This window comes from Actinophytocola sp. (assembly GCF_050699915.1).
Taxonomy (GTDB): domain Bacteria; phylum Actinomycetota; class Actinomycetes; order Mycobacteriales; family Pseudonocardiaceae; genus Actinophytocola.
Genome location: NZ_JBOHGA010000145.1, coordinates 1 through 16,125, shown reverse-complemented (window position 1 = coordinate 16,125; position 16,125 = coordinate 1). Strand labels below are relative to the sequence as shown.

The 16,125-nt window shown below is 72.7% G+C and carries 13 protein-coding genes; 8 read left to right on the top strand and 5 right to left on the bottom strand.

The window, feature by feature from the left end:
• Together ACRDSK_RS22685 and ACRDSK_RS22680 are read left to right on the top strand one after the other, a co-directional pair.
• Positions 1–1,552, top strand: a 1,552-nt coding sequence (locus tag ACRDSK_RS22685) for a non-ribosomal peptide synthetase (protein WP_431443249.1), incomplete at its 5' end; no start/stop codon positions are given.
• A gap of 119 nt (positions 1,553–1,671) precedes the next feature.
• Positions 1,672–2,667 carry a helix-turn-helix transcriptional regulator gene (locus ACRDSK_RS22680; protein WP_431443248.1) on the top strand — a complete coding sequence of 332 codons (996 nt, stop codon included), beginning with the start codon at positions 1,672–1,674 and terminating at the stop codon, positions 2,665–2,667.
• Here the strand turns inward: ACRDSK_RS22680 and ACRDSK_RS22675 are convergent.
• The 3 genes from ACRDSK_RS22675 to ACRDSK_RS22665 all read right to left on the bottom strand — a co-directional run bounded on the left by ACRDSK_RS22675 (position 2,658) and on the right by ACRDSK_RS22665 (position 4,974).
• The gene (locus tag ACRDSK_RS22675) at positions 2,658–3,605 is read right to left on the bottom strand and encodes an SDR family oxidoreductase (RefSeq protein ID WP_431443247.1); all 948 of its coding nucleotides are present in this window, start codon (positions 3,603–3,605) and stop codon (positions 2,658–2,660) included. The genes ACRDSK_RS22680 and ACRDSK_RS22675 overlap by 10 nt on opposite strands.
• Positions 3,606–3,648: 43 nt before the next feature.
• Positions 3,649–4,059, bottom strand: coding sequence for an SRPBCC family protein (locus ACRDSK_RS22670; protein ID WP_431443246.1), 411 nt, complete (start codon positions 4,057–4,059; stop codon positions 3,649–3,651).
• 120 nt (positions 4,060–4,179) lie between these two features.
• Entirely contained in the window at positions 4,180–4,974 is a 795-nt protein-coding gene (locus tag ACRDSK_RS22665; protein ID WP_431443245.1) for a helix-turn-helix domain-containing protein, read from the bottom strand.
• A gap of 235 nt (positions 4,975–5,209) precedes the next feature.
• Here ACRDSK_RS22665 and ACRDSK_RS22660 point away from each other — a divergent pair, with 235 nt between their 5' ends.
• Entirely contained in the window at positions 5,210–7,987 is a 2,778-nt protein-coding gene (locus ACRDSK_RS22660) for an MFS transporter (protein ID WP_431443244.1), read from the top strand.
• Positions 7,988–8,081: 94 nt separating this feature from the next.
• Here ACRDSK_RS22660 and ACRDSK_RS22655 read toward each other — a convergent pair whose 3' ends face one another.
• Entirely contained in the window at positions 8,082–8,486 is a 405-nt protein-coding gene (locus tag ACRDSK_RS22655; protein WP_431443243.1) for a winged helix-turn-helix transcriptional regulator, read from the bottom strand.
• 896 nt (positions 8,487–9,382) lie between these two features.
• Positions 9,383–10,384: an LLM class flavin-dependent oxidoreductase gene (locus tag ACRDSK_RS22650; RefSeq protein ID WP_431443242.1), complete on the bottom strand. Its 1,002-nt coding sequence runs from the start codon at positions 10,382–10,384 to the stop codon at positions 9,383–9,385.
• A 149-nt stretch (positions 10,385–10,533) separates the two neighbouring features.
• Here ACRDSK_RS22650 and ACRDSK_RS22645 point away from each other — a divergent pair, with 149 nt between their 5' ends.
• The 5 genes from ACRDSK_RS22645 to ACRDSK_RS22625 form a co-directional block, all read left to right on the top strand.
• Entirely contained in the window at positions 10,534–13,278 is a 2,745-nt protein-coding gene (locus tag ACRDSK_RS22645) for an alpha-amylase family glycosyl hydrolase (RefSeq protein WP_431443241.1), read from the top strand.
• Between the two features lie 35 nt (positions 13,279–13,313).
• The gene (gene ybaK, locus ACRDSK_RS22640) at positions 13,314–13,793 is read left to right on the top strand and encodes a Cys-tRNA(Pro) deacylase (RefSeq protein ID WP_431443240.1); all 480 of its coding nucleotides are present in this window, start codon (positions 13,314–13,316) and stop codon (positions 13,791–13,793) included.
• Positions 13,794–13,892: 99 nt separating this feature from the next.
• Entirely contained in the window at positions 13,893–15,359 is a 1,467-nt protein-coding gene (locus ACRDSK_RS22635) for an SDR family oxidoreductase (protein ID WP_431443239.1), read from the top strand.
• A complete protein-coding gene (locus tag ACRDSK_RS22630) occupies positions 15,356–15,721 on the top strand; it encodes a hypothetical protein (RefSeq protein WP_431443238.1) in 366 nt (121 codons plus the stop codon). Before ACRDSK_RS22635 ends, ACRDSK_RS22630 begins: the two co-directional genes overlap by 4 nt.
• Positions 15,718–16,125, top strand: a 408-nt coding sequence (locus tag ACRDSK_RS22625; RefSeq protein WP_431443237.1) for a deoxyribodipyrimidine photo-lyase, incomplete at its 3' end; no start/stop codon positions are given. The genes ACRDSK_RS22630 and ACRDSK_RS22625, both read left to right, overlap by 4 nt.

Here is a 16,125-nt window from a genome sequence, read left to right as displayed (position 1 = left end):
GAGCTGGCCGGTGGACCGGCTGACCGCGATGGCCGCCGACGCGGGCCCGCCGGTGCTCGTCACGCACGCCGCCGCGCGCGTCGAGCTGCCGGGCGACTGGCAGGTCGTGGACCTGGACACCGTGGACCTCGACGCGTGGCCCACAACCCCGCCGGACGTCCCGCCGCCGGACCCGGAGTCGCTGGCCTACCTGCTCTACACGTCCGGCTCCACCGGCCGGCCGAAGGGCGTGGCGGTCACCCACGGCAACGTCGCGAGCCTGCTGACCCACCTGGACTCGCTGCTCGACCTGTCCCCCGCCGACCGGTTCGCCGCGATCAGCAGCCCGTCGTTCGACATGTCCGTGGTCGAGCTGCTGGCGCCGCTGCTGCGCGGTGCGACGGTGGTCGTGGTGCCGGCCGCGGAGGTCGCCGACGGGCACCGGCTGCGCGAGCGGCTGATGCGGTTCAACGCGACGGTCGTGCAGGCCACGCCGTCGGTCTGGCGGTCGCTGGTCGCCGCGGGCGGGGTGCCGGAGTCGGTGCGGCTGCGGGTGAGCGGCGGCGAGGCGCTCCCCCGCGACCTGGCCGAGGTGCTGCTGGCGGGCGAGGCCACGCTGCTCGACGGCTACGGCCCCACGGAGACGACGGTGTACTCGGCCATCGGCGAGGTGTCCGCCGGCCCCATCCGGCTGGGCCCGCCGGTCGCCGGCACGACCCTGCACGTGCTCGACCCGGCCCTCGCGCCGGTACCCGAGGGTGTGGTCGGCGAGCTGCACGTCGGCGGCGCCGGCGTGGCCCGCGGCTACCACAACCTGCCGAAGATGACGGCCGAGCGGTTCCGGCCCGACCCCTTCGCGGCCCGGCCCGGCGCGCGGCTCTACGCCACCGGCGACCTGGTCCGGCGCCGGCGGGACGGGCTGGAGTTCCTCGGCCGCGCGGACCTGCAGGTGAAGGTCCGCGGCTACCGGATCGAGCTCGGCGAGATCGAGGCGGCGCTGCGGGCGCACGAGTCCATTCGGGACGCAGCGGTCGCGACGTGGCGGGTGCGGGAGAGCGACGTCCGGCTGGTCGCCTACCTGGTGCCGCGGCGCCGGATCGGGATGGCGGAGCTGCGACCGTGGCTTTCGGCCCGGCTGCCGGACTACATGCAGCCCCACCGGTTCATCACGCTCAACATGCTGCCGGTCACCCCGACCGGCAAGCTAGACCGCGGCGCGCTGCCGGAGCCGGTGTGGGGCCGGCAGAAGACGACGACGATCGCGCCGCGCACCGAGGTGGAGCGGCGACTGGCGACGCTCTGGCGCGAGGTGCTCAGCATCCCGCCCGACGTCACGGTGGGTGTGCACGACGACTTCTTCGCACTCGGCGGCCACTCGCTGACCGCGACCCTGCTGATCTCCCGGATCCGCACCGCGCTCGCGGTCGAGGTCCCGCTGGCCGCGATGATCTCGACGCCGACGATCGCCGGCCTGGCCAGGTCCATGTCGGCACGCCCGCGGCGCACGGTCACCATCCCCCTCGACGAGCGCAACGGCCTGCTGCACCCCACGCGCTCAGGCGAGGAGCCGTGAGCCAGGTGGCAACCAACGGGAACCTCAGGGGAACGTGACGCCAGCCAGCCACAATCAGCCGGAGATCCGCACCATAGGCTGGAACGTGACCGCCGCATCGAATTCCGGGAGGCGGGCTGGTGCGAGCCGAGCGCCTGGTGACCCTGCTGTTCCTGCTGCAACAACGGCGACGGGCCACGGCGGCCGAGCTGGCCGAGGCGCTCGCTGTCTCGGAGCGCACGGTCTACCGCGACATCGAGGCCCTCCTCGCCGCCGGGGTTCCACTGTGGACGGAGCAGGGCCGGACCGGCGGGATCCGGCTGATGGACGGCTGGCGCACCCGGCTGGACGGCCTGACCGGCAAGGAGGCCGCGGCGATCTTCGCGCTGGGCGTGCCGGAGGTGCTCGCCGAGCTGGGCCTGGGCTCGGCGTTGACCGGCGCTCGGGCGAAGCTGCTGGCCACGCTGCCGGCCGGGCTGCGCGAGTACGCGGCGCGGGTCAGCGACCGGTTCCACCTCGACGCGCCGGGCTGGTTCCACCGGCCGGAGGAGGTCGGCCACCTGGCGACGGTCGCCTCGGCGGTCGCGGACACGCGGCGGCTCGAGGTGCGCTACGGCCGGGCCGACCGGACGGTCGACCGCGTGCTCGAGCCGCTGGGCCTGGTGGTGAAGGCGGGCGTCTGGTACCTCATCGGCCAGCCGGTCTCTGGCAGCGAGCAACCAGACGAGCCGCGGACCTACCGGGTGGCCCGGATCGCGTCGGCGACGCTCGGGGAGACCTTTGAGCGGCCGCCGTTCGAGCTCGTGTCGTGGTGGGCGCAGACGTCGGCCCGCTTCGAGCGCTCCCTGCTGCGCGACCGCGTGCGGCTGCGGCTGAGCCCGCGCGCGCAGCGGTCCCTGCCGGACGTGACCGACCGCGAGGCGGCCGCGGAGGCGCTGGCGGCGGCCGGTCCACCGGACGAGGACGGCTGGCGCGAGCTGACGCTGGACGTGGAGAACGAGCGGGTCGCGCTGACCCAGCTGACCGCGCTGGGCATCGGGGTCGAGGTGCTGGAGCCGGCGTCGCTGCGGGCCGGTCTCGCCGAGGTCGGCCGGGCGATCACGGCCCGCAACGCGACCGGCGGGGATCAGCGGTAGCCGGTGGCGTCGGCGGGCTTGCCCTGGCTCTCCACCTCGGCGATGTAGCGCCACGCGTCCGGGCGGCTGCCGTCGGCGTCGTCGAAGTCGTACACCTGCGCGAGCTGGCCGGACGACAGCGACTGGCCCGCCCAGCGCGCCACGTCCGGGTCGGCGGCGAGCGCGGCCGCGGCCCGGCCGACGAGGGTCGGCGACTCGGAGATCACGAAGTGCGGCTGGAACTTCGTCGCGTCGCGCCAGGTCTCCTCGGTGACGCCGAACGCCTCCAGCATGGCCTCCGAGCGCAGCCAGCCCGGCGTCAGCGCGACCGCCGTGCAGCCGTGCTCGCGCAGCTCCTCGGACTGGGCCAGCGCCAGCCGCTGCACGGACGTCTTCACCAGGTCGTAGAACAGCCCGGCGTCCTTGCGGTACTCGGCGTTGGACTCGGCCGTGCCGTCGGTCATCTCGATCACCAGGCCACCCGGCCGGCGGATCAGCAGCGGCAGCGCGAAATGGCTGGTGATGGCGTGCGTCTCGACGCCGAGGCGGAGCATCCGCAGCCCGCCCTCCAGCGAGTGCTCCCACATCTTCTTGCCGAACTTCAGGTAGACGTCGCCGCCCCAGATGTCGTTGACCAGCACGTCCAGCCGGCCCTGTTCGGCGTCGACGCGCTCGACCAGCGCGCGCACCGCGTCGGGCTCGAGATGGTCGACGCGGATCGGGATGCCCGTGCCGCCGGCGGCGGTCACGAGCTCCGCGGTCTCCTCGATCGTCTCCGGCCGGTTCATCTCCGAACGCTGCTCGCGCGTGGTCCGGCCGGTCACGTACACGGTCATGCCCAGCCGCCCCAGCTCGACCGCGATGGCCCGGCCGGCCGCCCGCGATCCTCCGGCGACGAGCGCCACCTTGTTCTCCGCAGCGTTCTCCGCAGCCTTGTTCTCCGCAGCGTTCTCCGTCATGCCGGCCACGATGCCGGCAAAACCTGACAGGCGCCGGCCAGATTTACGACTCGGCCTCGACCAGCCGCTTGAGCGCGTCGAGCTGGCCGGCGTCGGCGCGCCGGATGGCCGCGCGCAGGGCCGGGGCGACGACCCGCCAGAGCGCGCCGGTCGTGACGTCGGCGACGAGCGTCGCGCGGGTCGCGTCGCCGGTCCCCTCCACTGTGTAGATGTAGTCGGCCCGCACGCCGCCCTGCACGGACGTCAGCGTGATCGACTCGCCGGGGCGCACGGCGGTGATCTCGCTGGTGCGCTCACGCTTGCGGGCCAGGAACCGGAGGGTGGTGTCGTCGACGTGGGTTACCCGGTCCACACCCGGCATCCAGTCGGCGGCGCGGTGCCAGTCGGTCAGCACGCGCCAGACCGTCTCGGGCGGACGGTCGATGACCTGCGTGGCGACGAACGCGTTGCTCATGACGACCCCTCGCAGGCTCGGTGTCGCCGCTCGCGGTCGCCCTGTGACATTGATTCGCTCGCAAGCTCGCTCATGCCCCGCACCTTCGTGCGCACCGTGGCCGCATGTCTTGGACGGACTTCACATCGGGACGAAGCCCGGCTCGACCTCGTCCGGCCGATAGCGGCGCTGCGCGGCCTGGTACTGGGAGGGCGTGACGCCGGTGTGCCGCTTGAAGTCCCGGATGAGGTGGGCCTGGTCGAACCAGCCCAGCGAACCGGCGAGCTCGGTCCAGCCGATCTGGCCGTGCACGTCGATGTGCTCGAGGAGCCGGCGGACCCGCAGGATGCGGGCGAGCGTGCGCGGGCCGAGGCCGACGACGCGGGAGAACTCGCGGTCGAGATGGCCGTGGGTGACGCCGAGCTCGGCCGCCAGGTCGGCGATGCCGCGCGCGGGCGCCTCCTCGAGGGCGGCGACGGCCCGTGCGCAGCGGTCGACGCCTCTCGTGTCGCCGATCTCCAGGGTGCGCAGGACCTGGTCGAGCATCTCGTCCGGCGTGCCGGTGAGCTCGGCGCGGAGCCGTTCGGCGGGCGGCCAGCCGGTGACGCGGCCGCGGAGCCGGGCGGGCTCGAGGCCGAGGACGGCGCGGCAGCCGACCGGGGTGGTGACGATGCCGAGGCAGTGGGTCTCGGCGGTGGGCTCGTTGACGATGGGCCGGTCGTGCGGGCCGATGAGGAACCCCGCGGTGGCGAGGTGGGGCGGGCCGCCGGTCGGCGTCTGCCGGATGGGCGAGCCGAACACGACGGCGGCGACGGTGGACCCGGTGGGCGCGATGAGCTCGCGGGGGTGGTCGATCTGGCCGCGGGCGTACCAGATCAGCTCGACGTAGCGGTCGAGCGGAGGCGCCGGTGTACGGGTCAGATAGGTGAAGTCCATCGCGCGTTCAGTATCGGCTCGCGGGCCGGTCATGATCTACCGAGGGTTGCATTGACATCCTCCGGTGACCCGGTCGTGCTCCTCCGAAATGAGGGGATCCACTACCCTTCGTCATGCCGTTGGGCCATTCGGGTAGACAAGCTCTCGGGCAGTGATCTGCCGCTGGCGGCGTTCTACTGTGAGGTCCGCAGGCCGTGCGGGGCACGGCCTGTTGGCGTCAAGAGCGAGGCGGGCGATGGGGCGTCGGGCTGTGGTTCGCGAGGTGCTCGCTGCGCGCGAGTTCCGCGCGCTCTGGGCCGGCGAGCTGCTGTCGGTCGCCGGTGACCAGGTCGTTCGTGTCGGCCTCGCCGTGCTCGTCTACCGCGAGACGTCCTCCGCCGCGTGGGCCGCGCTGGCCTACGCGCTGACCTTCCTGCCCGCGCTGTTCGGCGGCCTCCTGCTCGGCCGGCTGGCCGACCGCTACCCGGCCCGCGCGCTCATCGCCGTCGGCAACCTCGCGCGCGCGACCGTCGCCGGGCTGCTGGTCCTGCCGCTACCGGTGCCCCTGCTGCTCATGCTCACCTGCGCGCTGGCGCTCGGCGCGGGCCCGGTCCGGGCCGCGCGGCGGGCGCTGCTGCCCGAGCGCCCGGCCGGCCCGAAGTACGCCATCCGGACCTCGGCCACCCTGGCCGCGCAGGTCGCCGGGCTGCTCGCCGGCGGCGCGCTGCTGGTGTTCGTCGACCCGCGGCTGGTGCCGGGGCTCGCCGCCGTGCTGTTCGCGGCCGCCGCGGGTGCCGTACTGCTCGGCATGACGCACCGGCCCGCCGGACGCGACGCCGCGCCGCCGACCCGGGAGGTGGCCGCGCTCGTGTGGCGCGACCGCAGGCTGCGCGTGCTGGTCGCGCTGTCGTGGCTGGGCGGCGTGTTCGTGCTGCCGGCAGCCCTCGCCGCCCCGTATGCCGCCGGCCTCGGCTCCGCCACCGCGGCCGTCGGCCTGTTGATGGCGGCCCTGCCGCTGGGCGGCGCCGTCGGGGCATGGCTCGCCAACCGGGTTCCCGAACGTCGCCGGCCTGCCACGGTCGGCGCGCTCGCGGTGGCCGCGGGCGCGCCGCTCGCGGCATGCCTGCTCGACCCGCCGCTGGCCGTCGTGGTGGTGCTGTGGGGCGTCTCCGGCGCGTGCGCGGTCGGGTACTTGCTGCTCGCCCAGGCGCTGCTCGTGTGCGGAGCTCCCGAGCAGTACCGAGAGGCGATTTCCGGGCTGGCCCGCGCCGGCGCTGTGTCCTCGCTGAGTGTCGCGGTTCTCGGCGCCGGCCTCCTGGCCGACGCGACCAGTCCGGTGTCAGCGGTGGGCGCCGGCGGTATCACCGGCGCCGTGCTCACCGCTGTCGTGGGGATGTCGTGGCTACGCGTCCGCCGTGGACACGCGGCCACCGGTCACAACGGTGTGGTCACCAGTCCCAAGCCTGCATCGTCGCTACCTCCTCCCGTGGGTGATGTGGCTGTTGACGGGGCGAGCTCGCTCACCAGTCCCATGCCTGCATCACTCACACCTCCTTCCACAGAACCTGCTGCCGAGCGCAGCAACGGAACGCGTTTCGGGCACGCCGGTCTCACCAATCCCATGCCTGCATCGCCAGCGCCTCCTTCCGTGGGGTCTGCCGCCGAGCACGGCAGCGAGGGTGCGGATCAGGTAGGTAAATCCCGATCGCACAAGTCAGCATCCCTTTCCACAGATCAGCGGTCCAGGCGCCCGGCCAGGTGGGCGCTGTGGCGGGAGCCGCCGAGACTGCTGGTGCTGATCCTCGTGGTCGAGGTCGTCGCGGCCTCGCTGACCGGCTATCTCGCTGTGCACACCAGGATCACGGCCGCCGATCTCGTGACGCTGGCGGTGCTCGTCGGGCTCGCGCTGTCGATGGGCGAACTGACTCGGCACGTGGAGCGAGTGCGCCGGCGGTTCAACGACACCCCGCACGTGAACCTGACTTCGGTGTGGACGGTCGCCGCGGTACTGGTGCTGCCCGCCGCGCTCCTGCCGGTGCTGATCGGCTCGATGTACGTGCACCTGTTCTGGCGCAGCTGGTACCGGGTGCGCAGCGTGCACGCCTACCGGCTCGTGTTCACGTCCTCCACCGTCATCCTCGCCGCGTACGCCGCGTCGGGGTTGCGTCATCTGCTCGCGCCGCCCGGAGTGGTCCATTGGGACAACCCGGTGGCGATCGTCGCCGTGGTACTCGCCGGACTGGTCTACACCGGCGTGAACTGGGGTCTGGTCGTCATCGCCATCACGCTGCACGAGCGCCGGCTGTCCATGCGCAAGGCGCTCGGCACCGGTCGCGAGGCGGCGCTGGAGTTCGGCACGATCGGCCTCGGCGCGATCACCGGGCTGCTGGTCTCGCTGCACCCCGGCTGGGCGCTGCTGATCGTGCCGGCGCTGCTGGTGCTGCACCGCAGCGTGCTGATGCGCCAGCTCGAGGAGGCCGCGTCGACCGACCAGAAGACGGGCCTGGCGAACGCGACGGCGTGGACGAACATGGCCTCGGCCGAGATCCAGCGTGCGAAGCGGGACGAGACACAGGTCGGCGTGCTGATGGTCGACCTGGACCACTTCAAGCAGGTCAACGACATGCACGGACACCTGGTCGGCGACCGGGTTCTGCTGGCGGTCGCGGGCGCCCTCACCGCGTGCGCGCGCCGCTACGACGTGGTCGGCCGCTGGGGCGGCGAGGAGTTCGTCATGCTGTGCCCCGAGGTGTCGGACGATTCGCTGCGGCAGATCGGCGAGCGCATCTGCGAGCGCGTGCGAGACCTGCGGGTTCCGCTGTCGGAGCCCGGTGATGGCCTCGCCGTGGACGGCCTGTCGGTGTCGGTGGGCATCGCGATCTACCCGGAGTTCGGCCCGGACCTGCAGGACGTCCTGCTGGCCGCCGACGACGCCCTCTTCGTGGCGAAGGACTCCGGCCGCAACCAGGTACAGACCATCATCGCCGCGATCGGCGACCTCAGCGCGCCGCGCGCCCCCAGCCAGGGCTCCTGACGCGACCCGTTGGCCGCGGCTCGGACCCCCCATCCGTGCCGTGCCGACCGGGCTGGCGTGACTGGTCAGGCGCCGGTGGCGGGTCCTGAGAGGGTCAGTCGTCCGGTTTGGCGGCCTGGTGGGCGGCGCGGGCACGGTTGAGCTCGCCGCGGTGGTCCTCGGCCCATTTGGCCAGTGGGAGGAGGGCTCGCAGCAGCGAGCGGCCCATCGGGGTGAGCTGGTACCAGGTGGAGCCGAAGCGGCTCGGGCGGTCGATCTTGATGACGAGGCCGTCGCGCTGCATGCGGTGCAGGGTCTCGGTGAGGACCTTCTGGCGCAGCGGCCGCTCGTGGGTGACCCAGCCGAGCCGCTCCTCGGTGCGGTTGATGTGCTCGAGCAGCTTCGAGTACGTCATGGGGCGCGCGGTCAGCGACGCCAGCACAGCGGTGACCCACTGGCCGGACAGCGCCCCCATCGCCTCATGGATGCCGTGCCGGTACGGCAGGCTCTCTTCGCTCACGACGTTCCCTCGCAGGCTCGGTAACGCCGCTCGCGGTCGCCCTGTGTCTTCTGGTTCGCTCCGCAAGCTTCGCTCACAACGTTCCCCCGCAAGCTCGGTAACGCCGCTCGCGGTCGCCCTGTGTCTTCTGGTTCGCTCCGCAAGCTTCGCTCACAACGTTCCCCCGCAAGCTCGGTAACGCCGCTCGCCGTCGCCCTGTGTCTTCTGGATCGCTCCGCAAGCTTCGCTCACGACATCACCCCCAACCGTCCTCAAGGAACACCAGTGTGCCCGATCCGCGACATTCCGTGTTCGCCTGGTAGCCGTGAAGTCGGTTACTCCGAACGAGTGATTGAGTCGGGGAACGTGCAGGTCGCCGGTCACGCACCGCCGGGTAGCCCGGCTACGCACCTTGCAGTGTGCCGAGGGGATCGGTGTACGAAAAGCGAGCCGCGGCGGATTGGCTGCGGGTCGGGGAGCCGGGGCGACGGTGACACCGATAATCCGAGCCGCGGGTGACCATCCTCGCCCGCGTTGTCGGTGTCACCGTCAACCTGTCCTCCTGTCTCAGGCGGCGGCCAACCATGGCCGGCGGGCGCCAGGCGGTCCGGATGAGGGGTGCCGTCGGGCGGCCCGCCGGCCCCAGGCCGTGCCGGGACACCGCCGGTGATCGCGATGAGGGGGATCACCGGCGGCCCGGGCCCGCTCGGCTACTCGCCGGTCTTCTTCGAGTGGAGGGTCCCGTCTTGGGCTTGCTGGTCTGGGGCTGGGTGGGGTTGGGCGCCGGGTCAGGCATGTGCGTCCTTTGCGAGTCGCAGCGATCGGTCACTGGGCGTATCCGAACGCGGTGACCGACAGTTGGCGACTCGGCGCGAAATCAGGCACTTGTGCCTCACCCACCGGGACCTTCGGCACGGCTACCGCGAGAGACCGGCGGCGACCTTCTCCGCGATGAGCTCGAACGAGCGGACTCGGTCGGCGATGTCGTAGACCATCGTGGTCAGCATCAGTTCGTTGGCCCCCGTGCGGGACAGCAGCGACTGCAGCTGCTCGCGGACCGTCTCCGGGGAGCCGACCGCCTGGTCGCGGAAGCGGTCCTCCGCGAACGCTCGCTCCTGGTCGGTGAACGGGTACGCCGCCGCCTCCTCCGGCGGGATCAGCGGCTCCGGCCGGCCCTGCCGCAGCCGAAGGAACGACAGCGACGCCGGCCCCGCCAGTAGGCGCGCCTGCTCGTCCGTGTCCGCGCAGATGGCGTTCACCGCGACCTTCGCGTACGGCTCCGTCAGCCACCGGGACGGGCGGAACGCCGCGCGGTACATCTCCAGCGCCGGCACGGTGTTCGCCGAGCTGAAGTGGTGCGCGAACGAGAACGGCAGGCCCAGCACGCCGGCCAGCCGGGCCGAGAAGTCGCTCGACCCGAGCAGCCAGATCGCCGGCTCGTCACCGCGCCCCGGCACCGCCACGATCGGCGCCGAGTCGCCCGTGAAGTAGCCGATCAGGTCGGCCAGCTCGGCCGGGAAGTTCTCCGCCGAGAGCCCCGCCATCGTCCGGCGCAGGGCCAGCGCGGTGCGGCCGTCGGTGCCCGGCGCGCGGCCGATGCCCAGGTCGATCCGGCCCGGGTGCAGCGCCTCGAGCGTGCCGAACTGCTCCGCCACCACCAGCGGCGCGTGGTTGGGCAACATGACCCCGCCCGAGCCGACCCGGATCGTCGACGTCGCGGCGGCCAGGTGGGCGATCAGCACCGCCGGCGCGGAGCTCCCGATGGACGGCATGTTGTGGTGCTCGGCCACCCAGAACCGCCGGTAGCCCAGCTCCTCCACGCGGCGGGCCAGGGTGGTGGTCGCTCGCAGCGCATCCGCGGCGGAGGCGTCGCGGGCCAGCGGGGCGAGGTCGAGCACGGAGAGCGGCACATCGATCACACCCGGGGCAACCGCCGTCGGCAGCGCTTTTGTTCCCGGCCGGCCGCGGAGTCCGTTGCTCCTTGACGGCCGGAATGCGCTGGTTGGCCGTCGCCGGCCCGGTGGATCAACGGCTAACGTCTGCGCGCAGCCGTATCACTGGAGGACACATGTCAGTCCGTCGCGCCGCGGTGGCGCTCCTGGTTCCGCTCGTCGTCGCCGGGCTGGCCACGACCCCGGCGGCCGCCGCCCCCGACCGCGGGGCGCAGGCGCTGCACTCGGTGCGCGGGCCGGTCACCGACGAGAACTTCTACTTCGTCATGGCCGACCGGTTCGCCAACGGCGACACCGGCAACGACCTCGGCGGGCTGCCCGCCGACCCGCTCGTGTCGGGCTTCGACCCGACGAAGAAAGGCTTCTACAACGGCGGCGACCTGAAGGGGCTGCGCGGCAAGCTCGACTACATCCAGGACCTGGGCACCACGTCGATCTGGCTCACCCCGAGCTTCAAGAACAAGGCGGTGCAGCTGGAGGACGGCCCGAGCGCCGGTTACCACGGCTACTGGATCACCGACTTCACCCAGATCGACCCGCACCTGGGCAGCAACGCCGACCTCGCCGCGCTGGTCGACGACGCGCACGGGCGCGGCATGAAGGTCTACTTCGACATCATCACCAACCACACCGCCGACGTCATCGGCTACGAGGAGGGCGCGCGCAAGGCGTACACGACCAAGGACGTCTCGCCCTACCGGACCGCGTCGGGCCAGGTGTTCGACGACCGCGACTTCGCGGGCGGCGACAACTTCCCCGCGCTCGACCCGGCGTCCTCGTTCCCCTACACGCCGGTGCTGGACCCGGCCGAGCAGAACCTGAAGGTGCCGGCCTGGCTCAACGACACGACGCTGTACCACAACCGCGGCGACACGACGTTCGTCGGCGAGGACTCGCAGTACGGTGACTTCTTCGGCCTCGACGACCTGTTCACCGAGAACCCGCGGGTCGTCGACGGCATGGCCGACATCTACGAGCGCTGGATCGCCGACTTCGGCGTGGACGGCTTCCGCATCGACACGATGAAGCACGTCGACGACGCGTTCTGGCAGAAGTTCGGGCCGCGGGTGCTGAAGTTCGCCCGCGAGCACGGCAAGAGCGAGTTCTTCATGTTCGGCGAGGTCTTCGACACGACCAAGAGCTACACGTCGCACTTCACCACCACCGACCGGATGCAGTCGGTGCTGGACTTCCCGTTCCAGGCGGCGGCCCGGCAGTTCGCGTCACGCGGCGGGGCGACCGGTGACCTGGCGACGTTCTTCGCCGACGACGACTGGTACACCGACGCCGACTCCAACGTCTACGAGCTGCCGACCTTCCTCGGCAACCACGACATGGGCCGGTTCGGCGGGTTCGTGACCGCGGACAACCCGGGCGCGGGCGACGCGGAGTGGGTGTCGCGGGACCGGCTCGGCCACGAGCTGATGTACTTCTCGCGCGGCAACCCGGTGATCTACTACGGCGACGAGCAGGGCTTCACCGGACCCGGCGGCGACCAGGACGCGCGGCAGACGCTGTTCGCGTCGCGGGTGCCGGAGTACCTGGACGACGACCTGCTCGGCACCTCGTCGACGCACGCGACCGACAACTTCGACGGCGACCACCCGCTGTACCGGGCGATCGGCGACCTCGCGTCGGCGACCCGCGCACACCCCGCGCTGCGCGACGGGACCCAGCAGAGCCGACTGTCCTCTTCGGACGACGGCGTGTACGCGTTCTCCCGGATCGACCGGTCGGACCAGCGCGAGTACGTGGTGGCGCTGAACAACAGCGAGGCACCGGCGACCGCGGCGGTCCCGACGTACACGAGCAAGCGGGCCTACAGCCGGGTGTACGGCTCGGGCGCCAACCAGCTCTCCTCCGGCTCGGACGGGAAGCTCTCGGTCACCGTGCCCGCACTGTCCACTGTGGTCTACGCGCTGGACGGCCGGATCCCGCGCTCGAACGCCGCGCCGCGGATCTCGCTGGGGCTGCCGAAGCCGGCCGCCGCGTCGCGGGGCCGGATGGAGGTCACCGCGTCGGTGAACGGCTCGTCGCTGTACGAGGTGACGTTCGAGGCACGGGTGGGCGGCGGCCGCTGGCAGCCGGTCGGCACCGACGACAACGCGCCGTACCGGGTGTTCCACGACGTTTCATCGCTCGCGCCGGGCACGCCGGTGGAGTACCGCGCGGTCGTGCTGGACAACGCCGGGCACACCCGGTCCGCGAGCCCGGTCGAGACCCGGGCGCCGCACGCGAAGCTGACCATCGAGACACCTACGCAGGGTGGCGGCGTGCGCGGGACGGTCGAGGTGCGCGCGGTGGCCGACCCGGAGAAGCCGACGCACGCGGTGGCCTTCCAGCGCCGCGTCGCCGGCGGCCCGTGGACGACGATCGGCACCGACCGCACGTCCCCGGCGTACACGGTGTTCGACGACCTCACCCCGCTCGACCTGGAGCCGGGGGCGGCCGTGGAGTACCGGGCGACGCTGCTGGGCGGGGCGGTGAGCGAGACGCGCACAGTCCGCTACGCCGGCCCGCCGCTGGAGATGGCGACGTTGCGCTACCAACGCCCGGCCGGCGACTACGGCGAGTGGGGCCTGCACATGTGGGGCGACGCGGTCGACCCGGACGTGCTGGCGCAGATCGCGTGGGAGCGGCCGTGGCAGCGGGCCCGGGTGGAGGACGGCTGGGCGGTGTACGAGATCCCGCTGGTGGACGACACCAAGCCGGTGAACTTCATCATGCACCTGCCTTCCGGCGACACGGTCCCGGACAGCCGCGAGCCGGGGGGCGACCGCTCGTTCCTGCCGATCAACTCCCCGGAGGTGTGGATCAAGCAGGGCGACCCGACCGTCTACACCGCGGAACCGGGCGCCTGACGGCCCGTCCCGCCGCGGCGGCTAGGTTGGCCGCCGTGGCGGGAAAGGGAACGCCGGCGACCGTGTTGCTGGTCAAGCAGAAGGTGCCGCACCAGGTGCACGAGTACGCACACGATCCGCGGGCGGCGTCGTACGGGACGGAGGCCGGCGAGGCCCTCGGGCTGCCGGCCGAACGGGTGTTCAAGACGCTTGTGGCCGAGGTCGACGGTGCGCTGACAGTCGGCGTCGTGCCGGTCGGCGGGCAGCTCGACCTCAAGGCGCTCGCCGCGGCCGCGGGCGGGAAGAAGGCCAAGATGGCCGAGGTCACCGCAGCGGAGCGGGCCACCGGGTACGTCGCGGGCGGGATCTCGCCGCTCGGGCACCGCAAACGCTTGCCGGTCGTCGTCGACAGCTCGGCGACCGCCTTCGAGACGATCTACTGCAGCGGCGGGCGGCGCGGGCTGGAGATCGAGCTGGCCCCGGCCGAGCTCGTCCGCCTCGCCGGCGCCACCGTCGCCCCCATCGCCGGCCCCTGAGCAGCCGGGACCGGGCGGCACGCATCGAGCCACCCATCCGGGGTACAGCCGACTCCGAAGAGACCTACGGGAACAGTCGGGGTGGATGAGGATCAGCGAATGCGATGCGTGGTGTTCGGGGCGACGGGTTACCTCGGCGGCCGGCTGGTGCCCGAGCTGCTCGACGCGGGCCATCGGGTCCGGGCGGTCGCCCGCGACCCCGGCAAGCTCGACGAGGTGCCCTGGCGTGAGCGGGTCGAGGTCGTCAAGGGCGACGTCACCGACGCGGAGAGCGTCGCGCGGGCCCTGGACGGGCAGGAGGTCGTCTACTACCTCGTCCACTCGCTGCAACAGCGGGACTTCGTCGACCTCGACCGGCGGGCCGCGCAGACGGTCGCGACGGCAGCGGCGGGTGCGGGCGGGGTCGAGCGGATCGTCTACCTCGGCGGGATCGCCCCGGAGGGCCAGGAGCTGTCCCCGCACCTGCGCTCCCGCAAGGAGGTCGGCGAGATCTTCCTCGGCTCCGGCGTGCCGACCGTCGTGCTGAACGCGGCGATCATCATCGGCTCCGGGTCCGCCAGCTTCGAGATGCTGCGCTACCTGACCGAGCGCCTGCCCGCGATGGTCACGCCGCGCTGGGTGCACAACCGGATCCAGCCCATCGCCGTGCGGGACGTCCTGCACTACCTCGTGCACGCCGCGACTGTCGACAAGACGGTCGACCAGGCCTTCGACATCGGCGGCCCGGACGTGCTCACCTACCTCGACATGATGCGGCGCTACGCCGTCGTCGCCGGGCTGCCGCGGCGGGTCGTCGTGCCGGTGCCCGTGCTGACGCCGTGGCTGTCCGCGCAGTGGGTCAACCTGGTGACTCCCGTACCGCGCGGCATCGCGATCCCGCTGATCGAGTCGCTCGTGCACGAGGTCGTCGCCCGCGACCGGGACGTCACCGCGCACATCGCCGACCCGGCCGACGGGCTGACCCACTACGAGCACGCCATCGAGCTGGCCCTCGATCGCATCCGCGACGCCGACGTGCCAACCCGCTGGTCGGACGCGAGCAACCCGTCCGACCCGCTGCCCACCGACCCCGACTGGTCCGGCGGCAGCGTCTACACCGACGTGCGCGAGCGGCACACGGCCGCCGATCCGGCCAAGCTCTGGGAGGTCATCGAGTCCATCGGCGGCGAGCACGGTTGGTACTCCTTCCCGCTCGCCTGGTCGGTTCGCGGCTGGATCGACCGGATGGCCGGCGGCGCCGGGCTGCGTCGCGGCCGCCGCGACCCGCGCCGGCTGCACACCGGGGAGGCGCTGGACTGGTGGCGCGTGGAACGCCTGGAGCGCCCACACATGCTGCGGCTGCGCGCCGAGATGCGCCTGCCCGGCCGGGCCTGGCTGGAGCTGTCCGCCACACCGTCCACACCGGACGGAACCGGCTCGACCTACCGGCAGCGCGCGGTCTTCGAGCCGCACGGCCTCGCCGGGCACCTGTACTGGAAGTCCATCGCCCCGTTCCACGACGTCATCTTCGGCGGCATGGCCCGCAACATCACGGGCACCGCCGAGCACCAGGAGGTCTCCGCATGACATGGCTCCCCCGCGCACTCGGCGTGGCCACCGCGGCCTACGGCGCCGCGGTCACCGCGAAGCCCGTGCTGCTGCTCAAGCCGGCCGGCATGCTCCGCGACGGCGGGCCCGAGCCGGAGCAGGAGGCGTTCGTGCGCACACTCGGCGTCCGCGACCTCGCGTCCGGGCTCGCGATGGCGTTCGCCCCCAGCCGCAAGGCGCTGCGCACCGCGATCGCCGTGCGGGTCACCTCGGATCTCGGCGACATGGTCGTGCTCGGGCAGGCGCTGCGGGACCGGCCGGAGCGGGGCAAGGTCATCGCGATCGCCGGCGGCTGGGGTGCGTTGTGCGCGCTGTCGGCGCTCATGGTCCGGAAGAAGTGACCACCGCGATCGCCCTGTTCACCCGCGATCTGCGGGTGCGCGACAACCCGGTGCTGGCCGCCGCGGCTCGCGGAGCCGACCACGTCGTGCCCGTGTTCGTGCGGGACCCGCGGGTCGGCGAGGGCTTCGCGGCGGGGCGCCGGCGGTTCCTCGACGAGTGCCTCGCCGACCTGGACACCTCGCTGCGCGGGCTCGGCGGCCGGCTGGTCGTGCGCGAGGGCGACCCGGTCGCCGAGGTGTGCCGGCTGGCCGGCGAGGTCGACGCCGAGCGGGTGCACATCGCCGGTGACGTGTCGGCCTTCGCCCGCCGGCGGGAGCGGGCCCTCGACGACGCGCTCGGCCGGCGCGGTCTCGCCGTCCACGACGACGTGCACACGGTCGTCCCGCCGGGCGCGGTGCTGCCG